The organism is Cedecea sp. Ae19-4 (assembly GCF_059801165.1).
The window spans coordinates 1129675-1151505 of record NZ_JBCHWG010000001.1 but is presented as its reverse complement, the minus strand read 5'-3'; the positions used below and the strand labels follow the sequence as shown (position 1 = coordinate 1151505).

Below are 21831 nucleotides of genomic sequence, written 5' to 3'. Positions count from 1 at the left end.
TTCGGCTGATAACTACAAAGAGGGAAAAACCACGTTTTTTTCCTCTTTGTCAGAAACTAAACGCCCTCAAATGAGGGCGTTTTTTATTTCAGAGCTTCACCGCGGTGAAATAGTGTTCGGGTTTGGCAATCCCGTCCTGAGCCGCGACCAGCTGCAGTTCGTACTCGGCCATGCGTTTGGTGACGACCATAATGTCGTACACCGCCGCCGTAACGTGCTCCAGCGCTTCACGCAGCGTTGCCCCCTGCAGCAGCTTAACCAGCAGCAGGCCGCTGGTCACGTCACCCACGCCAACCGGCTGGCGCTCGCCAAAATCCACCAGCGGGCGATGGATGTGCCAGGCTTCGTCCGCCGTCACCAGCAGCATTTCAAAACGATCCTGCTGGTAGCCTGCGCGCGCCAGGTGCTTCACCAGCACAATTTCCGGCCCTTGAGCAATCAGCTCCCGGGCCGTCGCCACGGCTTCGTCCACGTTGTTTACGCTGTGGCCGCTGAGAATTTCCAGCTCAATCAGGTTCGGCGCGATGATATCGCTGGCAGGCATGGCGTAGCGCGTGTGGTATTCCGCCACGCCAGGCGCCACGATACAGCCTTTCTCCGGGTGACCCATCACCGGGTCACAGAAGTATTTTGCCTTCGGGTTAGCCGCTTTTACCTGACGCACAATGGAAAGAATATGTTCGCCCTGCTCAGCCGAGCCCAGATATCCGCTAAGAACCGCATCACAGCGCTCCAGTTGGCCGATATTCGCAATCCCCTGCACAATCTCGCTCAGGTGGCTGGCGGGCATCACCGTGCCGGTCCATTGCCCGTATTGCGTGTGGTTGGAGAACTGCACCGTGTTCAACGGCCAGACGTTGGCGCCCAGGCGGCGCATCGGGAATTCGGCGGCGCTGTTACCGGCGTGACCAAATACCACGTGGGACTGGATGGCAAGAATGTTTTTCATTTTCGACTCAGGTATCGCCAGGTGTTGTGCTTGCTAAAAAAAAGCACGGCATAAGCCGTGCTTTTCTATTCCGATAACTTATTTCCAGCAGACGAGGCAGTAGTTCTTTTTACCGCGGCGCAGCAGGGTGTAACGGTTAAACAGGATGTCGCCTTCGGTGAAGGAGTATTCCGGGTCAGACTGTTTTTCACCGTTGATGGTGATTGCGTTCTGCGAGATGGTTTTACGCGCCTGGCCACGGGATGGCTGCAGCTCGGAATCCACCAACGCCTGTTGCAGGTCGGCACCGCGATCCATTTCGACCATCGGCACGCCGTCCTGAGCCAGCTGCTCAAAGTCGGCTTCGCTCAGTTCACTCAGGTTGCCGTTAAACAGGCTGGCAGTAATGCGCTTGGCCGCGGTCAGACCTTCTTCACCGTGCACCAGACGGGTGACCTGCTCGGCCAGCACGTACTGGGCGCGAGGTGCAGCCCCGCTGTTTTTGTCTTCTTCTTCCAGGGCATTGATCTCTGCAATGTCCATAAAGGTGAAGAACTTCAGGAAGCGATACACATCGGCATCCGCGGTGTTGATCCAGAACTGGTAGAACTTGTACGGGCTGGTTTTCTTCGGATCAAGCCAGACCGCGCCGCCTTCGGTTTTACCGAATTTGGTGCCGTCGGATTTAGTGATCAGCGGCACGGTCAGGCCGAAAGCCTGCTGCTGATGCAGACGGCGGGTCAGATCGATACCGGAGGTGATGTTGCCCCACTGGTCAGAACCGCCAATCTGCAGCACCACGCCGTGCAGTTTGTTCAGGCAGGCGAAGTCGTAACCCTGCAGCAGGTTGTAAGAGAACTCGGTGAAGGAGATCCCCACGTCGTCGCGGTTCAGACGCTGTTTTACCGCTTCTTTGTTAATCATCTGGTTAACAGAGAAGTGCTTGCCGATATCACGCAGGAAGGTCAGCACGTTCATGCTGCCGAACCAGTCGTAGTTGTTTGCGGCGACGGCAGAATTATCCCCGCAGTTAAAGTCGAGGAACGGCGCAACCTGACGGCGGATTTTTTCCACCCACTCCTGCACGGTATCTTCGGTGTTCAGCTTACGCTCAACGGCTTTGAAGCTTGGGTCGCCGATAAGACCGGTGGCGCCGCCCACGAGGGCAACCGGCTTATGGCCTGCTTCCTGAAAGCGTTTCAGGCACAGCAGTGGAACCAGATGGCCCAAATGCAAGCTGTCGGCGGTCGGATCGAAGCCGCAATAGAGTGCAATTGGCCCTTGCGCCAGTCGCTCTGCTAACGCATCCTCATCCGTCACCTGGGCCACCAGGCCCCGCTCTTGCAATTGTTTGATCAAATTGATGTTCGACATCAAATTCTCCATCTCTAATACGACTGCACCTTTGCCGGTACACGGCTTTTCGCCCACTGGCGAAAGAATTCATTTTTTAGGGGACATAGAATAAAGGGCTGGCGCAGTTAGCACCAGCGCTTAAGGTGAAAATCCTGACTTTACGGCGCGAGGCGGTCTATTTTCCAGGCAGTTCCGTCGCGCTGGTAGAGGAAGCGATCGTGCAGACGGTGTTCGCCCCCCTGCCAGAACTCCATCTGGTCGATGCTGACGCGGTAGCCGCCCCAAAAACTCGGCAGCGGCACTTCCCCCTGCTGAAACTTCTGTTTCAGCTCGAGGAATTTGCTTTCCAGCACGCCGCGCGCGGATATGCGGCTCGATTGCTTCGATACCCAGGCGCCTATCTGGCTGTCCTTCGGGCGGCTGTGGAAGTATTTCAACACTTCGAGGGTGGATAACCGCTCGGCGGTGCCCTGCACCATCACCTGGCGCTCCAGCATATGCCACGGGAAATGCAGGCTAACGCGGGGGTTGTGTTCGATGTGGTGCGCCTTGCGGGAGCCCAGGTTAGTGTAAAACACCAGCCCTTTTTCATCAAAATGCTTTAGCAGGACGATGCGTTGATACGGCTGGCCGTTTTCGTCAACCGTGGCCACGACCATGGCGGTCGGGTCGGCAAGTTTGGCTTCGCAGGCCTGAGCCAGCCAGCGTTCAAAAAGCGGCAGCGGGGTGTCGGTGAGATCGTGGCGGCGCAGGCCACCTTTGGTGTATTCGCGGCGCAAATGCGCAATCTGTTGCAAAGAGTCGTTATCAGACATGGCGTTACATCAGGCTATCCTCGGGTGGAGCTATTGTGCTCTCCACCCTGAGAAATCTCAACGTTTGGCCGTCTGTAGCTGGCAATTATTCAGCACGATTGTGTCTTTGCGATAGACGGTTGCGCTGTCGCCCTTCGACCAAAAGACGTACACGCCGTCGGTATAACGTGCGCCGGACGCGGAAAGCCCCTGCGTCAGGGTCAGCATCTGGTTATCGTAGACAAAGCTAACCTGCTGTTTGTCGTTATTCAGCTTCACGGTGAGCGGTTTTTCATCGCACTGATACGCCAGCGTATCGGTATGCATTTTTTCGAGAAAAGCGTTGTAGTAACTACAGCCGGCGAGCAGCATTGGCAAGGTGGCAACGAGCAGTTTTTTCATCTGAGTATCCTGAAGATCTTGTTATCCCTGGAGGGCATGCGCCCTCCTTAACGCTAGCAGTTTAGCGGCTGCGGGATGAAGATAATTTCAGTTAACTCTTATTATGACGCGGATTAGCAGGATAAATGGCACCGAGGATGGTCGGCTCAGAGGCACCGGTTACCGAAGGCAGGTTGCCCGGCAGGCCGGACATTGTTCGGTAGGCCAGCCAGGCAAACGCCAGCGCTTCCATATCGTCCCCGCTTATCCCGGCTTCATCGGTCGTCGTCACTTCCGTACCCGGCAGCAGCGCAGCGAGGCGCGCCATCAGAAGCGGGTTACGGCTGCCCCCGCCGCACACCATGAGACGTTCACAGCCGCCGCTCAGGAGTACCTGCTCGGCGATAGTCGTCGCCGTCAGCTCAGTCAGCGTGGCCTGCACATCTTCTCCGGCAAGCGCCGGGAACATCGCAAGCTGGCGCTCAAGCCAGCCATAGTTAAAGTATTCGCGGCCCGTACTTTTGGGCGCAGGTGAGGCGAAGTAAGGATCGCTCAGCATTTGCTGCAACAAAGGAAGAACGACTTTGCCCTGGCTCGCCCATTCGGCGTCTTTATCATAGCCTTTTCCACGCTGCCGCCAGATCCACGCATCCATCAGCATATTACCGGGCCCGGTGTCGTAGCCTCTGACCGGCTGGTCTGGGATCAGCAAAGAGAGGTTGGCAATGCCGCCGATGTTGAGCACCATTCGGCGCTCAACCGGATGAGCGAGCAACGCCTGGTGAAACGCCGGCACCAGCGGCGCGCCCTGCCCGCCAAGCGCCATATCGCGGCGGCGAAAATCACCGACGACGGTAATACCGGTCAGCGCGGCAATATGGTTGTTGTCGCCAATTTGCATAGTGTGGGCGGCCTCGCCCTGCGGCTCATGCCACACCGTTTGCCCGTGGCAGCCAATGGCCGTGACGTCTTCAGGCCGCAGCCCTTCGCGCTTAATAAGGATTTGCACCGCCTCGGCGAACAATTTACCCAGCCGGTTGTCCAACTGGCCTAGCTGGGACAGCGTGAGTTGCTGCCCCTGGCAAACGGCAAGAACCGCGTTTTTGATGGCCAGCGGCATCGGGTGGCTGTAGCTCGCCTGCTGAACGACCAGATGTTCGTCGATAGCAGCCAGCACCACATCGATACCATCCAGACTGGTGCCTGACATCACGCCTATATAACGACCTGACTTCATCCGTCACTCCTTATTCTCGCCGGGGCGGTAAATTAATGTGGTTAAACTAGCACGCAATATTATGATTTATTAATAATATTAATTAATAATCTGTGTCAGTCGCGGCAGAAAGCAGTACGGCATTTAAGCCAAACTCGCACAGCGCGGCGGTTTAATTGTTGTTAAAGACATTTGATTTACTATTTTTACAGGATTGTTGTAGAACAAACATGAACTATGGCCAGGAATTGCCATATAATTTAGTCATAACGGATGCTCACCGAGCGTTGATGGTTCACAGGAGAGGTACAAATGATTTCACGTATTTTGGCAGTTTCACTGGTTGCTTTCACCCTTGCTGGCTGCGCCAACGAAGGGCTGTCCGGCGATGTGTACAACGCGTCTGAAGCTAAACAGGTAAGAACCGTGACCTACGGGACCATTACCCACGTTCGCGCGGTGACCATCAAAGGCAGCGACAGCAATAGCACTATCGGGGCTATCGGCGGTGCGGTACTGGGTGGCCTGTTGGGTAACACCGTCGGCGGCGGCACCGGACGTACTCTGGCCACCGCAGGCGGCGCCGTAGCCGGTGGCCTGGCGGGTGATGCCGTCGGCGGCGCAATGGGCAACAGCAAAGGCGTTGAGCTGGAAATCCGTAAAGATGACGGGCAGACCATCATCGCCGTGCAGAAACAGGGTGACACCCGTTACTCCGTTGGCCAGCGTGTAGCCATCTCCGGCAGCGGCAACAACATCACCGTTGCTCCTCGCTAAGACAACATCGCCAAATGAATTAAGGCCCGCATAGCGGGCCTTTTCTGTTAGTAAGTAATGCCGGGCGGATTCACCTCCGACTGGGCAACTTCTTCCCCCTGCTCCCCCCACCGCGCAAGCACCTGCTGATACTCTCCCCGCTGAATAGCGCCATCCAGCGCCGCCTGCAGCGCGTACACCAGCCCGTTGCCCTTTTTCGTTGTCGTCGCCACATAGGCCTTTTTCGGCCCCAGCCCAACCACACGCGTAGTGCCGGTTAACGCGGCTTTATAGGCGGTGATTGATTGCGGCCCAAAGAACACGTCGGCCCGGCCAGACTGAATATAAAGGTTGGCGGAGGCATCGTCGGTCACATACACAGGCAAGGCGGGCTCGCGCCCGGCACCTTCGTTTTCTGCATTCCAGCCTAGCAAAATACGCTCCTGATTTGTGCCTGACCCGACGATAACCTTCCGCCCGGCGAGATCTTCTGCCTTAGCGATAGACTGAATCGGGCTGCTGGCCTTCACCGCAAAAGAGAGCGAGTCCACGCGATAGGTGGCAAAATCAAATTTCTCTTTCCGCTGCTCCGTCACGGCAATGTTTACCAGCGCCACATCATAGCGCCCGGAGGTGATGCCCAGCGGCCAGTCTTCCCACGCGGTCGGCACCAGTTTCAGTTTCAGGCCAAGGCTACCGGCCAGCAGGCGTGCTATGTCCGGGTCGCTGCCTATGCGCGTGCGGTTATCGCTGGCCAGCAGCGCCAGCGGCGGAGAGTTAAGCGCGGAGATCGCCACCGTTAATGTACCGGGCTCGACAAACCTGTAGCCTGCGGGGATTTTGGCAATCGCCTTTTCATCCCGCGCCACGCTCAAAGGCTTTTCATTGGCAACAAGGTCAATATTCGTCTGCGCGGACAAAGCGGAAAAAGAGATCAACAGCGCGATAAAGCCATATTTCATCTCACAGCACCTTCGATAAAAATTGACGGGTGCGCGGGTGCTGCGGGCGATTCAGCACTTCGTCGCTGCTTCCCTGCTCGACAATTTTGCCGTCGACCATAAACACCACCTGATCGGCCACTTCCCGTGCAAAGCCGATTTCATGCGTGACGACTACAAGCGTCGTGCCCGAACGGGCCAGTCTTTTAATTACGTCCAGCACTTCGCCGACCAGCTCAGGGTCAAGCGCTGACGTTGGCTCATCAAACAGCATCACCCGTGGGCTCAGCGCCAGCGCGCGGGCAATGGCAATACGCTGCTGCTGCCCGCCGGATAAGTGCCGCGACCAGGCATCGGCTTTATTGCGCAGCCCGACGATGTCCAGCAGATCATACGCACGCTCAATCGCCTCTTTGCGGCTCAGCTGTTTATGAGCCACCGGTGCTTCAATCAGGTTTTCCAGCACCGTCATGTGGGGAAACAGATTGAAGTTCTGAAAGACATAGCCCACGTTGGCCCGCTGGCGCAGGATCTCCTTTTCTTTCAGCTCGTACAGTTTGTCCCCTTTCAGGCGGTAGCCAATGTAATCGCCGTCAATCTGGATGTAACCTTCGTCCACCCGCTCAAGGTGGTTGATGGCGCGCAACAGCGTAGATTTACCGGAGCCCGATGGCCCGAGGATCACCGTCACCGTGCCTGGCGGGATCTCAAGAGAGACATCATCCAGCGCCTTATGACGACCGAAATATTTGCTGACGCCGGTAATGGAAATATGGCCGTTATGAGAGGTTGGCATGGACCGGCTCCTGGGCAACGGGGGCTGTGGACGGCGCAGCGCTGCGGGCGGTGCGCGTTTGGTTGATGGCGGAGCGGCGTTCGCTGCGGGCCAGCGAGCGTTCAACCAGGTACTGAATCACCGACAGTACGCTGGTGATCACCAGATACCAGACGGCCGCCACCATCAGCAGCGGGATCACCTGCTGCGTGCGGTTGTAGATCATCTGAATGGTGTAAAACAGCTCCGGCATCGCCAGCACGTAAACCATCGCCGTGCCCTTAGCGAGGCTGATGATTTCGTTGAACCCGGCGGGCAGGATCGTGCGCAGCGCCTGCGGCAAAATAATCCGCACGGTGCGCCGCCACGCGGGCAGGCCTAAAGCTGCGGCGGCTTCGTATTGCCCGTGATCCACCCCCAGAAAACCACCTCGAACAATCTCTGCGGTGTAGGCGCTCTGTACCAGCGTCAGCCCCACTACTGCCGTCGAAAACTGCCCCAGCACGTTAATCGTGTCGTAGCTGCCCCAGACGATACTGGTGAAAGGCACCCCAATCGACAGCGTGTCGTACAGGTAGGAGAAGTTGTAGAGCACGATCAGCACGACAATCAGCGGCAGGGAGCGAAACAGCCAGATGTAACTCCAGGCCAGGCTGCTCAACAGCCAGGAAGAAGAGAGCCTTGCCAGCGCGAGTAAGCCCCCGAGCACCACGCTCAGCGCCGTGCCCAGCAGCGTTAACAACAGCGTTTGCCCCAATCCCTCCAGAATGACCGGATCAAAAAACCAGTGGGCAAAAACGCCCCATTCCCAGCGAGGGTTAAACGCGACGGATTGCACCACCACCGCCAGCACAAACAGAGCAACCACTGCCCCCACGGTGCGCAGCGGGTAACGCGCGGGCACCACTTTAATGGTTTCAGACGTTTTCATCGTCACTCCTCAGGCCGTTTTACTCAGGCTTTCCAGCGCTAAGATTTTGGTGAACCGTAGCCGCCCGTCGTAGGGCGGCAGGCTGAACGTTTCGGGGTCAACTTCCAGGCTGAACTGCGGATCGTAGCCCTCGCTCAGATAAAGCCTGACGGCCTCCGGTTGACGAAAGCCGGTGGTGAGATAGATGCGGCTGTAGCCAGCCTGAAGGGCCAGGCGCTCCAGTTCGCGAACCACTCGTCCGGCCAGACCCTGCTTGCGCAGCGTACTTTTCGTCCAGATACGTTTGATCTCGGCGGTTTGCTGGTCGTAGGGCTTGTAGGCCCCGGTGGCAATAATTTCGCCCTCACGCTCCAGTACGATAAAAATACCCTGCGGCGGCAGATACCATTCGGTCAGCTCCACTTCGGCATCACGGGAGAAAAAATCCCCGTAGCGGGCGGCATACTCGCCAAACAGGCCGCTAATGATCGGCTGCAGCTCTGGCGCTTCCGGGGACAAAACGCGAAAATATTCGCTCATATACGCCTCCTCAATCGCCCAAACCGGCGGGGTTAACTTCCGAGGCTGGAATACGCTCCACGCCTTCGCCCCAGCGCTTTAAAACTTTGTCGTAGTCGCCCTGTTGAATCGCGCCGTTGAGCGCCGTCTGCACCGGTTCCACCAGGCCACTGCCTTTTTTCAGCGTCACCGCAATGTGTGCCGCTTTTGGCCAGCCGCCGTCCACGCTGCCCACCAGCTTTGTTTTACCGGTCAGCGCCGCTTTCCATGCCCCGGTGACATTAGGCCCAAACCAGGCATCGGCTCGCCCGGACTGCAGCGCCAGCGTGAGCGCGGCATCGTCTTTGGTGTACACCGGCGTAAACGGCTTCAGCCCTTTTTTCTCGTTTTCCGCATTCCACGCCAGCAGGATCGCTTCCTGATTGGTGCCGGACCCAACGACGATGCGCAACCCGGCGATATCTTCCGCGTGGGTGAGCGATTTAATCGGGCTGCTGGACTTCACATAAAAGCCCAGCGAGTCTTTGCGGTAGGTGGCAAAATCGAACTTCTCTTTGCGATCTTTGGTGACGGTAATATTGCTGATCGCGGCATCATATTTCCCGGAAGCTACGCCGAGCGGCCAGTCCTCCCAGGAGGTCGGGACCACGTTCAGCTCCAGCCCAAGGCTGTCGGCAACCAGGCGGGCAATGTCGACTTCGCTGCCTAGCAGGGTTTTATTGTCATCAGAAAAAACCGTCAGCGGCGGCGAATTGAGCGCCGCCACTGCCACGGTAAATTTACCGGGAACGGCAAATCGATAATCTTTAGGCAGCTGCGCGATGGCCTGCGGATTTTTAGCGGTATTGATCGGCGCTTTGTTGGCTTCCAGGCTGACGCCGGTGCCGTTGATGGTCACGTCGTTCGCCCAAGTAAGCGGCGTCCACGCCAGCGCAATCGCCAGCAGCAGGGATGTTTTTTGCATCGTTTTTCTCTTTATTTGTTTTATTTGCCGTAGCGATTTTCGGGTTGCGCAAGGTCAAAGCTTTCGCGCAGCGTGATGCCGGGGTATTCGGTGCGGAACAGGCTGCGTGCCTGAAGGACCGGCACAACCTGCTCCACAAAACGCGGGAAGGTGTCCGGGGTGCCGCCCTGAATGATGAATCCGTCTGCCGCTCGCTCGTCAAACCACTGTTGCAGGCCGTCCGCCACCTGTTCCGGCGAACCGGAAAAACGCGGCCTTGGGCTGGCGGCTTCAAGCGCGACCTGGCGCAGGGTTAACCCGCGCTCCCGGGCGTTGCGTTTGATCTCATCGGTGGTGCTGCGGAAGCTGTTCTGGCCCAGATCGCCGATATCGGGAAAAGGCTCATCCAGCGGGTACTGGCTAAAGTCATGGTGTTCGAAATAGCGGCCCAGGTAATTCAGGGCATCGCTGACGGAGACCAGCGCGGCGGTGGTTTGGTACTGCCGTTCAGCGTCTTCGGCATCCGTGCCAACGATGACGCTCACGCCCTGGAAGATGTGCAGCGAGTCAGCCCCACGGCCTTGCCCTTCCAGCTGGTTTTTCACATCCCGGTAAAAGGCTTTTGCCTCATCGAGCGATTCATGGTGAGTAAAAATGGCATCGGCATGTTTTGCCGCCAGCTTTTTGCCGTCTTCCGAGGCGCCGGCCTGGAACAAAATTGGTCTGCCCTGCGGCGTGCGGCCAATGTTCAGCGGCCCCGCGACCTGGAAGAAATCCCCCTGATGATCGAGCGCGTGCAGCTTTTCAGGGGCGAAGAACTGCCCGCTTTCTTTATTGCGCACAAAAGCATCTTCTTCCCATGAGTCCCAGAGCCCTTTTACAACGTCCAGGTATTCATCGGCGATGCGATAGCGCAGCGCGTGTTCAGGATGCTGGGGTCTGGAGAAGTTTTTAGCCGATCCTTCCAGCGGAGACGTGACCACGTTCCAGCCGGCGCGGCCGTTGCTCAGATGATCGAGACTCGCAAACTGGCGCGCCGTGGTAAAAGGGTCGCTGTACGACGTCGACAATGTCCCCACCAGGCCCAAATGCTTCGTCACGCTCGCCAGGGCAGATAATACCGTCAGCGGCTCAAAGCGATTTAAAAAGTGCGGGATAGATTTTTCGTTAATATAAAGTCCGTCGGCCACAAAGATAAAATCCAGCTTCCCCTCTTCCGCCTTGAATGCCGTTTGTTTGACGAACTCAAAATTAATACTGGCATCGGCTACCGCAGCAGGATGGCGCCAGGCCGACATATTTCCCGACGCGCCATGTAATATCGTACCCAGTCTTAATTGTCGTGTTGCAGACATGCCTTATCCTTATGCGGAACGTTAAAATCCGCCGTCGCTGATTAGAGTTAAAGTTGTTGTAGCGCCGATTGGGCTAACCGGGCGAAATAACGCGCTGCGGGTTCAATCAGTCTTTCATCGGGATCGAAGGCCGGATGATGAAGCCCATAGCGGCTGTCGCTGCCGATGCTGACAAACGCGCCGGGAATGTGCTGGAGATAAACCGCAAAATCCTCGCCGCCCAGATGCAGATCGGCATGATGCGTGGCGTAACCTTCCGCGGCGGCAACTTCGCTGGCAAAGGCTGCCCAGCGCTCATCGTTAACCAGCGCGTCAGGCCCCAAATGCCAGGTGACGTCGATTTCCGCCCCAAAGGCGCTGGCAAGACCGGCCGCAATCTCAATAACGCGAGCTTTAACCGCCTCTCGCACGCTGGCGCTGTGGGTGCGCAGCGTGCCTTCCAGCTCAACGCTTTCCGGCAGCACGTTCCAGGTGTTACCGCCCGCAATACGGGTAATGCTCAATACGGCTGAATCCAGCGTGTTGACCTCCCGGCTGGTGATACTTTGCAGCAGGGTAACTAATTGGCTGGCAAGCAATATCGCGTCTTTGCCTTCATGCGGGCGCGCCGCATGCGCGCCTTTGCCCCGCACATGAATGACCAGCCGGTCAACGTTGGCATAGAACGGGCCGCCGCGTGTGGCAAACGCCCCGACAGGCAGGCCTGGCTCATTGTGCATGCCAAAAATGGCGGAGATCTCCTCCAGCACGCCGGCCTTGACCAGCGTGCTGGCCCCACCAAAACGCTCCTCTGCGGGCTGAAACAGGATGCGAACCCGGCCGTTAAGCTGCGCTTCGTTCTGTTTAAGCAACAGCGCCGCGCCCAGCATCACGCTGCTGTGAACGTCATGCCCGCAGGCGTGCATTACACCCGGATTCTGCGAACTAAAGGCCACGCCGCTGGCTTCTTCAATGGGCAGCGCGTCGATATCAGCCCGCAGCGCAATCGCGTTCTCGCCTTCGCCAATTTCCGCCACTACGCCGGTGTGTAGCGAATACGGCAGCAGGCGGATACCCGCGCTTTGCAGCCAGTCGCGGATGCGCGAGGTGGTTGCCACTTCTTCAAGGGATAATTCCGGGAACCGGTGCAGCTCGCGACGCCAGTCGATCAGTTGCTGAGCAAACGTCATACAGCCACCTCCGCAGCCGCATGGGCCTCGGCCAGCAGCTGCAGCGAAGCCAGACGTTCTGCTCCTTCTGCCACCGGCGTATCAATAATAAATTCATCAATGCCGTACTCTTCGTGCAGCGCCTGCAGCGCTTCCCGCACCGCTTCAGGCGTGCCTTTGAACAGCGAAGGTTCACGGCGCGTCAGGCTTCGCAGCGTGCTGCCGGACTGGCGGGCAAAGCTGTGGGCCTGCTCTTCGCTTGCCACGCTCACGCGCTGGCCGTTTTCAAGTTCCACGCCCCAGATTTCCACCTGTCGGGCAAGCTCTTCCGCGCGGCCTGCATCCCGTGCCACGATAGCCTGTACGGCCACCAGCACGTCGCGGCGGCTGTTCTTTTTCCAGTCAGTCACTACGTCGCGCAGCAGTGTTTTATCGCCGTTTAAATGGGCGGCAAAAACAAAGTTCCAGTCCAGGCTGGCCGCCAGCCTGGCGCTTTGCAGGCTGGCGCCTAATAAAAAACCTTCCGGGCGCTGGGCCGGTAGCGGCGTGGCGCGAACGCTTTCGTCCGTCGCGGGTTCACGTCGCGAGAGCCAGTCGTCGAGCTGCGTGAGCTGTTCATCAAAGCTGCCTTTTATCGACGGCGATTGCCCGTGCTGCAGCGCCTGCGTCGAGAGCGGCAAGCCCCCCGGCGCTTTACCGACGCCGAGATCGATGCGGCCAGGCGCAAGGGACGACAGCAGATTGAAGTTTTCGGCCACTTTGTAAGGGCTGTAATGCTGAAGCATCACGCCGCCGGAGCCCACGCGAATGCGGCGCGTCTGCCCGGCAATCCAGGCAATCAGCACTTCCGGCGAAGGGCTGGCAAGCTGGGGCGTGTTGTGGTGCTCGGCCAGCCAAAAGCGGTGATAACCCCAGGTCTCTGCCTGCTGCGCGAGATGCAGCGTACGGGCCAGGGCATCCGTCGCGCTGTCGTTGGGCGCAAGCGGGCTTTTATCCAGGATACTGATGCGATAAGACATAATGCAGGCTCATTGTTAAAAACATGCCTGCATTATTAAAAGCGGGAGACGGCGGTGAGAAACAATTAATTTACATTTAGACTTCTGAAATAGAGATAAACAAACTCACACGCCTGCCCAACTCTTTGCTACCGGGCGAATATTTTTGCGGGTAAGGCATCGTCAGGTAAAAAAAAGCCCCGCTGGATAAGCAGCGAGGCTTGGGTTCAACCAGGGAGATTAATCCCGGGCCTGCAGTTCAATAATATTTTGCTCAAGCCGATTAATCAGGCTGCTTAACAGCGCCTGCTCTTCGCGAGTAATACCCGACAGGATTTCTCCCCGCGTTTCGTTTATTACGCCTTCCATCTTTTCAATGATAGGCGCGGCCTGCTCGGTCAATTTAATCCGTTTTGCCCGGCGGTCGTTTGCACAGGTTTTGCGTGAGATTAACCCTTTCTCTTCGAGTTGATCGAGCGTACGAACCAGTGATGGCTGCTCAATGCCGATCGCTTTAGCCAACTGAATCTGTGACTGATCTGGCGGCAGCTGATGAATATTATGCAGCGTTACCCAGTGTGTCTGTGTCAATTCCAGAGGTTTCAGGCGATGGTCAATCAGCGCACGCCAGATGCGTACCAGGCGGGCCAGATCCGAACCTAATGGCGATGGCGATTCCAATTTCATCTCCTTATAATTAGCTTGCTAACTTATTATACTGATTTTAGACTATTGTGCAGGCATTAATTGTTAAAAACAAATCCCTTACTTTCACTGAAGTTATGCAACCAGCTATACTTTTATTCTACATCTAAGTGAGGGGAAACGGCAGCCACCCCCGTTTTTTAAAGGATTATCACTACGTGAGTCTCACTTTTAGCCCGTCCGGTTTCCCGCTTCAGGATCTTGTGGTCGGGGCATCGGTCTACTTCCCTCCGCTGTTTAAGGCCGTGTTTGTCGGCTTTTTTATCTGGCTGATCGTCCACCGTTTGCTGCGCGACTGGATTTATTCCGGCGAAATCTGGCATCCCACGTTAATGGACTTATCCCTTTTCGCGCTGTCCGTCAGCGCCGGCATGGCTCTTTTGGTGATGTGGTAACGCAATGAATATCAAAACAATAAAATATTTTTCCACCCTCATCGTTTTTGCCGCCGCGCTGCTGGCAGGCTGGCTGTTATGGAACTATTACATGCAGTCGCCCTGGACGCGGGACGGCAAAGTACGCGCCGAACAGGTGAGCATCACGCCGCAGGTGTCCGGCACCATCGTGACCCTGAACGTGAAAGACAACCAGTTTGTGAGTAAAGGCACTCCGTTGTTCACCCTCGACGCCACGCCTTACCACATTGCGGTGCTAAACGCCGAGGCGCAGCTGGCGAAGGCCCAGTCCGATCTGGCCAAAGCCAGCAACGAGGCGAATCGCCGCCAGAATCTGCCGCGCAACTATATTTCTGCCGAAGACATGGACACCGCCAACATTAACGTTAAAGCGATGCAGGCGGCAGTGAAAGTCGCCCAGGCCACGCTGGAGCAGGCGCAGTGGCAGCTTTCGCAAACCACAGTCACTGCCCCGGTAGACGGCTGGGTCACCAACCTGACCTCCCGCGTCGGGAACTACGCCAGCGAAGGCAAGCCGGTCTTCGCGCTGGTGGACAGCCACTCGTTTTACGTGGTGGGCTATTTCGAAGAGACCAAGCTGCGCCGCATTCAGCCGGGTAATGCCGTGCAGATCGTGCTGTACAACGGCAACCAAAAGCTGAGCGGCAAAGTAGAAAGTATTGGCCGCGCGATCTACGACCAAAGCATCGAAAGCGACAGCGACCTGGTCCCGGACATTAAGCCGAACGTGCCGTGGGTTCGCCTTGCGCAGCGCGTGCCGGTGCGCATTAGCCTGGATGCCATTCCTGATGGCGTGACGCTGGTGTCAGGCACCACCTGCACCGTTAGCGTTCAGCCCTGATGAATCTCAGTTTTCTGGCGTGGCATAACACGCCGTGGGGAAAAGCCACCGGCGGGCAATGGCGCTATGCGCTGCGTAACGCTATTGCCATGGGCATGGCGCTGGCCATTGCCTACGGCCTGAATCTGGATGAGCCTTATTGGGCGATGACCTCCGCCGCCGTGGTGAGCTTCCCCACCGTTGGCGGCGTGATAAGCAAAAGTCTGGGGCGGATTGCGGGCAGTTTTATCGGCGCGGCAGCCTCGTTAATGATTGCCGGCAACGCGCTGAACGATCCCTGGCTGTTCACCTTCGCCATGGCAAGCTGGCTGGCGCTTTGTACCTGGGCCTCCAGCCATTTTCAGAATAACGTGGCCTACGCCTTCATGCTCGCCGGGTACACTGCCGCCATTATTGCCTTCCCGATGATCAATACCGTGGAATCAACGGAGCTGTGGGATATCGCCCAGGCCCGCGTGTGCGAGGTGGTGGTCGGGATATTGTGCGGCGGCTTTATGATGATGGTGCTGCCCAGCACCTCGGACGGCAGCGCTCTGGTTAGCGCCCTGAAAAACATGCACGCCCGGCTGCTCGAACACGCCAGCCTGCTCTGGCAGCCGGAAACCACCGACGCCATTCGCACCGCGCATGAAGGGATTATCGGCCAGATCCTGACCATGAATCTGCTGCGCATTCAGGCTTTCTGGAGCCACTATCGCTTCCGCCGCCAGAACAACCTGCTGAACTACCTGCTTCACCAGCAATTGCGCCTGACCAGCGTGATATCCAGCCTGCGTCGGATGCTGCTCAACTGGCCGGAGGCACCCGCCAATATCTGGTCGGTGCTGGACAGCCTGCTGCGGGAGCTGGCCAAGCCCAACGCCGATAAATACACCGTTGCCCGGCTGCTGCAACACATCGCCCCTCATTCTCAGGACGATTATCGCCATCAAGCATTCTGGCACCGCCTGCGCTATTTCTGCTGGCTCTATCTCAACAGCAGCCGCTGGCTAAGAGAGCTGGAAAACGCCACGCCGGTATCAGTAATTACGCCGCCCGAAGCCCCGCCGCTGGCGCGCCATACCGACAATGCCGAAGCGCTGTGGAGTGCCGTGCGCACTTTTGCAACGATCGTCCTGACCGGCGCCTGGTGTATCGGTACCCAGTGGGAGTCCGGCGGCGGCGCGCTGTCCCTCGCCGCCATTAGCTGTGTGCTCTACTCTTCAGTCGCCTCGCCGCTCGGCTCGCTCACGCTGCTGATGCGGACGCTGCTTTGGCTGTCGCTGTTCAGTTTCCTGGTGAAATTTGGCCTGATGATTCAGGTCACCCAGCTGTGGCAGTTCCTTATTTTCCTGCTGCCGCTGCTGCTCACCATGCAGTTACTGAAACTCCAGCAGGCAAAGCGCGCCGCGCTTTGGGGGCAGCTCATTGTCTTTATGGGATCGTTTCTGTCGGTCAGCAACCCGCCGGTGTACGACTTTGCCGGGTTTATGAATGACAACCTCGCCAAAGTCCTCGGCGTGGGCATTTCATGGCTGGCTTTTTCGGTACTGCGCCCCAGCTCCGACACCCGCAGGAGCCGCCGCCATATCCGGGCGCTTCGGCGCGGGTTTATCGACCAGCTCAGCCGCAAACCGCAGCACAGCGAGAGCCAGTTTGAATCGCTGGTGTACCACCACATCAGCCAGCTTAGCAGTAGCAAAGAAGAGGCGGCCCGCCGCTGGCTTCTGCGCTGGGGCGTGGTGCTGCTCAACTGCTCGCACGTAGTCTGGCAGCTGCGCGGCTGGGAAACACGCTCCGACCCGCTGTCGATGGTCAGGGACGTTTGCCTGCACACCCTGCGGGATGTGATGAGTGAACGGGGTGTACTGCAAAGGCCGCTGGCGGAATCACTGAAAGAACTGCAAAGAATGTGCGACACGCTGTCGCATCATCACGACCCGGCGGCGCGGGAACTGGCGGGCATTATCTGGCGGCTTTACTGCTCGCTGTCCCAGCTGGAACAGGCACCGCCTGCCGGAACTCTGGCAGGCGGTCAGTAACGATCAAGGCACGTCGTAGCCGAGCGCGGCCTTACGAATGCGGAACCACTGCTGGCGAGTCATCTCCAGAGACAGAGAGTGAATGGCAGAGCGCACACGTTCGATTTTGCCAGACCCGATGATCGGCAGCGGGGAAGATGGCAGGCGCATCACCCAGGCATAAACCACCTGTTCGATGGTGTCGGCCCCAAGTTCTTCCGCCACTTTCTGCAGTTCGGCGCGCAGCGGCTGGAATTCATCGTCGTTAAACAGACGGCCGCCCCCAAGGCAGGACCACGCCATCGGACGAATGCGCAGCTGCTGGAGCTGGTCGAGCGTGCCGTCCAGCAGCAACGGCTGGTGCACCGGTGAAAGCTCAACCTGGTTTGTTGCCAGGGTGAACGGCAGGCGAGACTGCAGCAGGGAGAATTGCGCCGGGGTAAAGTTAGACACGCCGAAATGGCGCACCTTGCCGCTGTGATGCAGCGCGGTGAAGGCTTCCGCCACTTCGTCGGCGTCCATCAGCGGGTCCGGGCGGTGGATCAGCAGCAAATCCAGATAGTCGGTGGCCAGTTTTTTCAGCGAGCTTTCTGCACTGCTGATGATGTAATCGCGATCGGTAATGTAGTGGCCAAGAGCATTTTCTGGCTTCGCGGTGGTGGCGATACCGCACTTGGTGACAATCTCCATTTTACCGCGCAGATGTGGCACCAGACGCATCGCTTCGCCAAAGGCCGCTTCACAAGCATACCCGCCGTAAATATCGGCGTGATCCGCCGTGGTGATCCCCATCTCAACGTGCTCTTCAATAAAGCTCGCCAGCTCGCGCGGGGACATGTTCCATTCCATCAAACGCCAGTAGCCCATCACCAGGCGTGAAAACTCCGGGCCCTGCGGGGCAATCGTAATACGCTGTACCATAAAAAAATCACCTCAAAAAAGGAAAAAATCTTCCCCGAGTATAACGGCGGTGAATGATTAAAACAGTGAGGGCTGCTCAGGTTCTTCAGGAGAATTTGGCTTGTTTGCTCGTAACTTGCGCAATAAGCGCTGGCGGCAGAGGCGCAGCACGTCCTGCTTTTGGGCGTCGCTCATTTGCTGCCACTGGAAACGCTCGTCCCGGCTGCGCATACAGCCACGGCAAAAGCCGCGTTCATCCGACTGGCAGATCCCGCGGCAGGGGCTTTGAATGGGGAAGAACTCTAGCTGCTCAGACACTAACCCGCCTCATTAACGACTTTGCATCAATTGAAGCCTGAGTCTGCCCCGGATGCAAGCGGGGCGGCTAAAAAATCGCCTCTCGACTGAAAGCGGCTGAAAATTAAGGTTCAACTAATCTTCTCTCTCCAGGATAGCGCATATTCAGTTTTGTATTCACGGCTTATATGAACCTTTTAAAAAAGTTACAGTGTAACGATGCGCAGTTTAACCTGTGCTGCGCATTTTTCTTTACGCTGATCAATTCTCTTTTTATCCACCGCAGCTGGCAGCTAATTGCCCCGGACTCGCTCCATAGCTGGCTGTTTGCCGCTTCGGTGCCGGTGGTACTGTTCTGCGGCTGGCTAATGATTTTCAGCGTGGTGAACCTGCCCTGGCTGCGCAAACCCGTGCTGGTGCTGCTGGTCATCGGCTGCGCTGCCAGCAACTATTTTATGTTCACCTACGGCGCCGTCATTGATAAAAACATGATGGTCAACGTGTTTGAAACAGATTCCCAGGAAGCCACCGCGCTGGTTACGCCGCAGCTGGTCAGCTGGCTGGCCTTGCTGGGTATTATCCCCGCCCTGTTGCTTTCCCTGGTGAAGGTTCAGCCGGCGCGCTGGTGGCATACCGTGCTGACTCGCCTGGTCGGCATTCTCGCCGGACTGCTGGTGATAATCCTCATCGCCGCCGTGTTTTACAAAGACTACGCTTCGCTGTTCCGGAACAATAAAAGCGTGGTGAAAATGGTCACGCCCGCAAACTACATCAGTGCCATTAGCCGCTACAGCAAAGAACGCTGGTTTGCCGGGGATCAGACGCTGATTAAAATTGGCGAAGACGCGCAAAGAGGCCCGCTGATTAAACAGCAGCCGAAGAAAACGCTGGTGGTGTTGGTCGTCGGTGAAGCCTCAAGAGCCGAGAACTATTCGCTGGGCGGCTATGAGCGTGAGACCAATCCTCAGCTCAAAAAACAGGGCGTGATTTACTTCCAGAATGCCTCGTCCTGCGGGACGGAAACCGCGGTTTCTGTGCCCTGTATGTTCTCAGTGATGCCGCGTAAAACCTACGATGCGGATCTCGCCCGGCACCAGGAAGGCCTGCTGGACGTATTAGCCCACGGCGGCGTGAACGTGCTGTGGCGGGATAACGACGGCGGCTGCAAAGGCGCCTGCGACCGTGTTCCGCATACGGATATGACCCAGTGGAAGCTGGACGTTTACTGCAAAGACGGCGCCTGCTTTGACGATGTGCTGCTCCACCGCCTGGACAATGTTCTCGACGGCCTGCAGCGGGATACCGTCCTGGTGCTGCATCTGATGGGCAGCCACGGGCCGGCTTATTACCAGCGCTATCCGACCAGCTTTCGCCGCGTCACCCCCACCTGCGACAGTAATCAAATTCAGGACTGCGACCGCCAGGCGCTGATTAACACCTACGACAATACTATCCTGCACACCGACGACGTGCTGAGCCGCACTATCGACAAGCTGAAACAGCATCAGGATAAACTGAATACGGCGCTGGTTTACCTGGCCGATCACGGGGAATCTCTCGGGGAAAGCGGGATTTACCTGCACGGTACGCCGTATATGCTCGCGCCTTCGCAGCAGACACATATCCCGCTGCTGTTCTGGCTGTCACAGGATTACCAGCGAAGCTTTGCGCTGGACAGCGAGTGCCTGGCCAATAAGGCCGCCAGCGACGCCGTGTCCCAGGACAATTTGTTCTCAACCCTACTCGGTATGATGAATATTCATACCTCGGTTTATCAAAAAGATACGGATATTCTTGCCGACTGCCGCAGGCGCTAATGGGATGGTGGTCACAAAAAAGTGGCCGCCGCCTATTGCATTAGACTGACTGGTCTACTACATTTGAGTGCATGAATCGACATCCTGAACACGACACTCGCGAACATCTCCTCGCCATTGGCGAGCGGCTGTGCCTTGCCCGGGGCTTTACCGGCATGGGGTTAAGCGAATTGTTGCGCACCGCAGAAGTGCCCAAAGGCTCTTTCTACCACTACTTCCGCTCAAAAGAAGCGTTTGGCGTGGCAATGCTGGAGCGCTATTACCAGGCTTCTAATCTGCGCGTGGCGGAACACTTTTCGCACGGCGAAGGCAATTATCGCCAGCGCCTGCTGAAGTGGTACCAGGATATGCTGAGCTACTTCTGCCAGAGCGGAAACCTGAGTAACTGTCTGATAGTGAAACTTTCAGCAGAAGTCTGCGATCTTTCGGAAGATATGCGCGGCGCGCTGAATAACGGCGGCTCACAGCTAATCACTCTGCTTGCTGATGCCCTGGAGAAAGGCCGCAGCGAAAAAAGCCTGCGCTTTGAAGGCGAAGCGCTCGAGCAGGCCATGGTGCTGTACTCGCTGTGGGTAGGCGCCAGCCTGCAGGCAAAAATTTCCCGCAGCGCGCTGCCGCTGGAAAGCGCGCTGGCACACGTAAGAATCCTATTGGCAGAACCTGTCGCCTGACAGGTTTTTTATTTACTGAATTACTAGACGACCGGTCTACTTGAGGAAACACCATGTCAGCAGATAAACTGTTTACGCCGCTCAAAGTTGGCGCTATTACCGTACCAAACCGTATCTTTATGGCTCCGCTGACGCGCCTGCGCAGTATTGAGCCAGGGGATATCCCAACCCCGCTGATGGGCGAATATTACCGCCAGCGCGCCAGCGCCGGGCTTATCATCAGCGAAGCAACCCAGATGTCCGCCCAGGCTAAAGGCTACGCCGGCGCTCCGGGCCTGCACAGCGAAGAGCAAATCGCCGCGTGGAAAAAAATCACCGCTGGCGTGCACGCTGAAAAAGGCCACATGGCGGTGCAGCTGTGGCACACCGGCCGTATTTCCCACTTTACCCTCCAGCCAGGCCAGCAGGCTCCGGTCGCGCCTTCCGCGCTGAGTGCCGGGACCCGTACCTCCCTGCGTGACGAAAACGGCAACGCCGTTCGCGAAGATACTTCCATGCCTCGCGCGCTGGAACTGAACGAAATTCCGGGCATCGTGGATGACTTCCGCCAGGCAATTGGCAATGCACGTGACGCCGGTTTTGACCTGGTTGAGCTGCACTCTGCCCACGGCTATCTGCTGCACCAGTTCCTGTCTCCTTCTTCTAACCACCGTACCGACGAATATGGCGGCAGCCGCGAGAACCGCGCTCGCCTGGTGCTGGAAGTGGTTGATGCCGGGATCAAAGAATGGGGTGCCGACCGCATCGGGATCCGCGTATCACCGATTGGCTCCTTCCAGAACGTGGACAACGGCCCGGACGAAGAGGCTGACGCGCTGTACCTGATTGAAGAGCTGGGCAAACGCGGCATTGCTTATCTGCATATGTCCGAGCCGGACTGGGCCGGTGGCGAACCGTACACCGAGGCATTCCGTGCCAAAGTCCGTGAGCGTTTTAGCGGTGTGATCGTTGGCGCTGGCGCCTATACCCCGGAGAAAGCGGAAGATCTGATCGGCAAAGGCCTGATCGACGCCGTCGCGTTTGGCCGTTCGTTCATTGCCAACCCGGACCTGGTCGCTCGTCTGCACAAAAATGCCGAGCTGAACCCACAGCGCCCAGAGTCCTTCTATGGCGGCGGCGCGGAAGGCTACACCGACTACCCAACGCTGTAACTCCGCAGTACCT

The 21831-nt window shown here is 57.4% G+C and carries 23 protein-coding genes; 7 read left to right on the top strand and 16 right to left on the bottom strand.

The window, feature by feature from the left end:
* Nucleotides 1-88: 88 nt before the first annotated feature.
* The 5 genes from pdxY to anmK form a co-directional block, all read right to left on the bottom strand.
* Nucleotides 89-949, bottom strand: a complete 861-nt coding sequence (gene pdxY, locus AAIE02_RS05550) for a pyridoxal kinase PdxY (RefSeq protein WP_008456431.1) — start codon at nucleotides 947-949, stop codon at nucleotides 89-91.
* Between the two features lie 78 nt (nucleotides 950-1027).
* Nucleotides 1028-2302, bottom strand: a complete 1275-nt coding sequence (gene tyrS / locus AAIE02_RS05545; RefSeq protein ID WP_008456432.1) for a tyrosine--tRNA ligase — start codon at nucleotides 2300-2302, stop codon at nucleotides 1028-1030.
* 140 nt (nucleotides 2303-2442) lie between these two features.
* A complete protein-coding gene (pdxH, locus tag AAIE02_RS05540) occupies nucleotides 2443-3099 on the bottom strand; it encodes a pyridoxamine 5'-phosphate oxidase (protein WP_008456433.1) in 657 nt (218 codons plus the stop codon).
* Between the two features lie 57 nt (nucleotides 3100-3156).
* On the bottom strand, nucleotides 3157-3480 hold the full coding sequence (gene mliC / locus AAIE02_RS05535; RefSeq protein WP_498532127.1) for a C-type lysozyme inhibitor: 324 nt from the start codon (nucleotides 3478-3480) through the stop codon (nucleotides 3157-3159).
* 91 nt (nucleotides 3481-3571) lie between these two features.
* On the bottom strand, nucleotides 3572-4696 hold the full coding sequence (anmK, locus tag AAIE02_RS05530; protein WP_336709520.1) for an anhydro-N-acetylmuramic acid kinase: 1125 nt from the start codon (nucleotides 4694-4696) through the stop codon (nucleotides 3572-3574).
* A gap of 291 nt (nucleotides 4697-4987) precedes the next feature.
* On the opposite strand from anmK, the gene AAIE02_RS05525 reads away from it, so the two are divergent.
* The gene (locus tag AAIE02_RS05525; RefSeq protein ID WP_008456437.1) at nucleotides 4988-5452 is read left to right on the top strand and encodes an outer membrane lipoprotein; all 465 of its coding nucleotides are present in this window, start codon (nucleotides 4988-4990) and stop codon (nucleotides 5450-5452) included.
* Between the two features lie 47 nt (nucleotides 5453-5499).
* On the opposite strand, the gene AAIE02_RS05520 is transcribed toward AAIE02_RS05525, so the two are convergent.
* The 9 genes from AAIE02_RS05520 to slyA form a co-directional block, all read right to left on the bottom strand.
* The gene (locus AAIE02_RS05520) at nucleotides 5500-6393 is read right to left on the bottom strand and encodes a transporter substrate-binding domain-containing protein (RefSeq protein WP_166994139.1); all 894 of its coding nucleotides are present in this window, start codon (nucleotides 6391-6393) and stop codon (nucleotides 5500-5502) included.
* A gap of 1 nt (nucleotide 6394) precedes the next feature.
* Entirely contained in the window at nucleotides 6395-7168 is a 774-nt protein-coding gene (locus AAIE02_RS05515; RefSeq protein ID WP_498532126.1) for an amino acid ABC transporter ATP-binding protein, read from the bottom strand.
* Entirely contained in the window at nucleotides 7152-8078 is a 927-nt protein-coding gene (locus tag AAIE02_RS05510) for an amino acid ABC transporter permease (RefSeq protein WP_498532125.1), read from the bottom strand. Before AAIE02_RS05510 ends, AAIE02_RS05515 begins: the two co-directional genes overlap by 17 nt.
* 9 nt (nucleotides 8079-8087) lie before the next feature.
* A complete protein-coding gene (locus AAIE02_RS05505; protein ID WP_166874724.1) occupies nucleotides 8088-8597 on the bottom strand; it encodes a GNAT family N-acetyltransferase in 510 nt (169 codons plus the stop codon).
* A gap of 10 nt (nucleotides 8598-8607) precedes the next feature.
* Nucleotides 8608-9540 carry an ABC transporter substrate-binding protein gene (locus AAIE02_RS05500; RefSeq protein ID WP_166994133.1) on the bottom strand — a complete coding sequence of 311 codons (933 nt, stop codon included), beginning with the start codon at nucleotides 9538-9540 and terminating at the stop codon, nucleotides 8608-8610.
* Between the two features lie 20 nt (nucleotides 9541-9560).
* Nucleotides 9561-10874, bottom strand: a complete 1314-nt coding sequence (locus AAIE02_RS05495) for an LLM class flavin-dependent oxidoreductase (protein WP_498532124.1) — start codon at nucleotides 10872-10874, stop codon at nucleotides 9561-9563.
* A gap of 47 nt (nucleotides 10875-10921) precedes the next feature.
* On the bottom strand, nucleotides 10922-12043 hold the full coding sequence (locus AAIE02_RS05490; RefSeq protein WP_498532123.1) for an amidohydrolase: 1122 nt from the start codon (nucleotides 12041-12043) through the stop codon (nucleotides 10922-10924).
* Nucleotides 12040-13041 (bottom strand): MsnO8 family LLM class oxidoreductase, encoded by a 1002-nt coding sequence (locus tag AAIE02_RS05485; RefSeq protein WP_166994127.1) that lies wholly within the window; start codon nucleotides 13039-13041, stop codon nucleotides 12040-12042. Before AAIE02_RS05485 ends, AAIE02_RS05490 begins: the two co-directional genes overlap by 4 nt.
* A gap of 219 nt (nucleotides 13042-13260) precedes the next feature.
* Nucleotides 13261-13707, bottom strand: coding sequence for a transcriptional regulator SlyA (gene slyA, locus AAIE02_RS05480; RefSeq protein WP_034808293.1), 447 nt, complete (start codon nucleotides 13705-13707; stop codon nucleotides 13261-13263).
* A gap of 176 nt (nucleotides 13708-13883) precedes the next feature.
* Between slyA and AAIE02_RS05475 the strand changes: the two genes are divergently transcribed.
* The 3 genes from AAIE02_RS05475 to AAIE02_RS05465 are packed head-to-tail and all read left to right on the top strand — an operon-like array spanning nucleotide 13884 to nucleotide 17003.
* On the top strand, nucleotides 13884-14120 hold the full coding sequence (locus AAIE02_RS05475) for a DUF1656 domain-containing protein (RefSeq protein ID WP_008456455.1): 237 nt from the start codon (nucleotides 13884-13886) through the stop codon (nucleotides 14118-14120).
* Between the two features lie 4 nt (nucleotides 14121-14124).
* Nucleotides 14125-14982: an efflux RND transporter periplasmic adaptor subunit gene (locus tag AAIE02_RS05470; RefSeq protein WP_166874735.1), complete on the top strand. Its 858-nt coding sequence runs from the start codon at nucleotides 14125-14127 to the stop codon at nucleotides 14980-14982.
* The gene (locus AAIE02_RS05465) at nucleotides 14982-17003 is read left to right on the top strand and encodes an FUSC family protein (protein ID WP_008456459.1); all 2022 of its coding nucleotides are present in this window, start codon (nucleotides 14982-14984) and stop codon (nucleotides 17001-17003) included. The genes AAIE02_RS05470 and AAIE02_RS05465 overlap by 1 nt, the downstream gene beginning before the upstream one ends.
* A gap of 3 nt (nucleotides 17004-17006) precedes the next feature.
* Here the strand turns inward: AAIE02_RS05465 and AAIE02_RS05460 are convergent, their stop codons facing one another.
* Nucleotides 17007-17903, bottom strand: a complete 897-nt coding sequence (locus AAIE02_RS05460) for an aldo/keto reductase (RefSeq protein ID WP_008456461.1) — start codon at nucleotides 17901-17903, stop codon at nucleotides 17007-17009.
* Between the two features lie 57 nt (nucleotides 17904-17960).
* The gene (locus AAIE02_RS05455; protein WP_008456463.1) at nucleotides 17961-18200 is read right to left on the bottom strand and encodes a DUF1289 domain-containing protein; all 240 of its coding nucleotides are present in this window, start codon (nucleotides 18198-18200) and stop codon (nucleotides 17961-17963) included.
* A 167-nt stretch (nucleotides 18201-18367) separates the two neighbouring features.
* On the opposite strand from AAIE02_RS05455, the gene eptA reads away from it, so the two are divergent.
* From eptA to AAIE02_RS05440, 3 genes are all read left to right on the top strand, one after another.
* Complete coding sequence (eptA, locus tag AAIE02_RS05450) at nucleotides 18368-19996, top strand: phosphoethanolamine transferase EptA (protein WP_498532122.1); 1629 nt, start codon at nucleotides 18368-18370, stop codon at nucleotides 19994-19996.
* 71 nt (nucleotides 19997-20067) lie between these two features.
* Nucleotides 20068-20667: a TetR/AcrR family transcriptional regulator gene (locus tag AAIE02_RS05445; protein ID WP_498532121.1), complete on the top strand. Its 600-nt coding sequence runs from the start codon at nucleotides 20068-20070 to the stop codon at nucleotides 20665-20667.
* A gap of 53 nt (nucleotides 20668-20720) precedes the next feature.
* Nucleotides 20721-21818 (top strand): alkene reductase, encoded by a 1098-nt coding sequence (locus AAIE02_RS05440; RefSeq protein WP_336817668.1) that lies wholly within the window; start codon nucleotides 20721-20723, stop codon nucleotides 21816-21818.
* The last annotated feature ends 13 nt before the right edge of the window (nucleotides 21819-21831 follow it).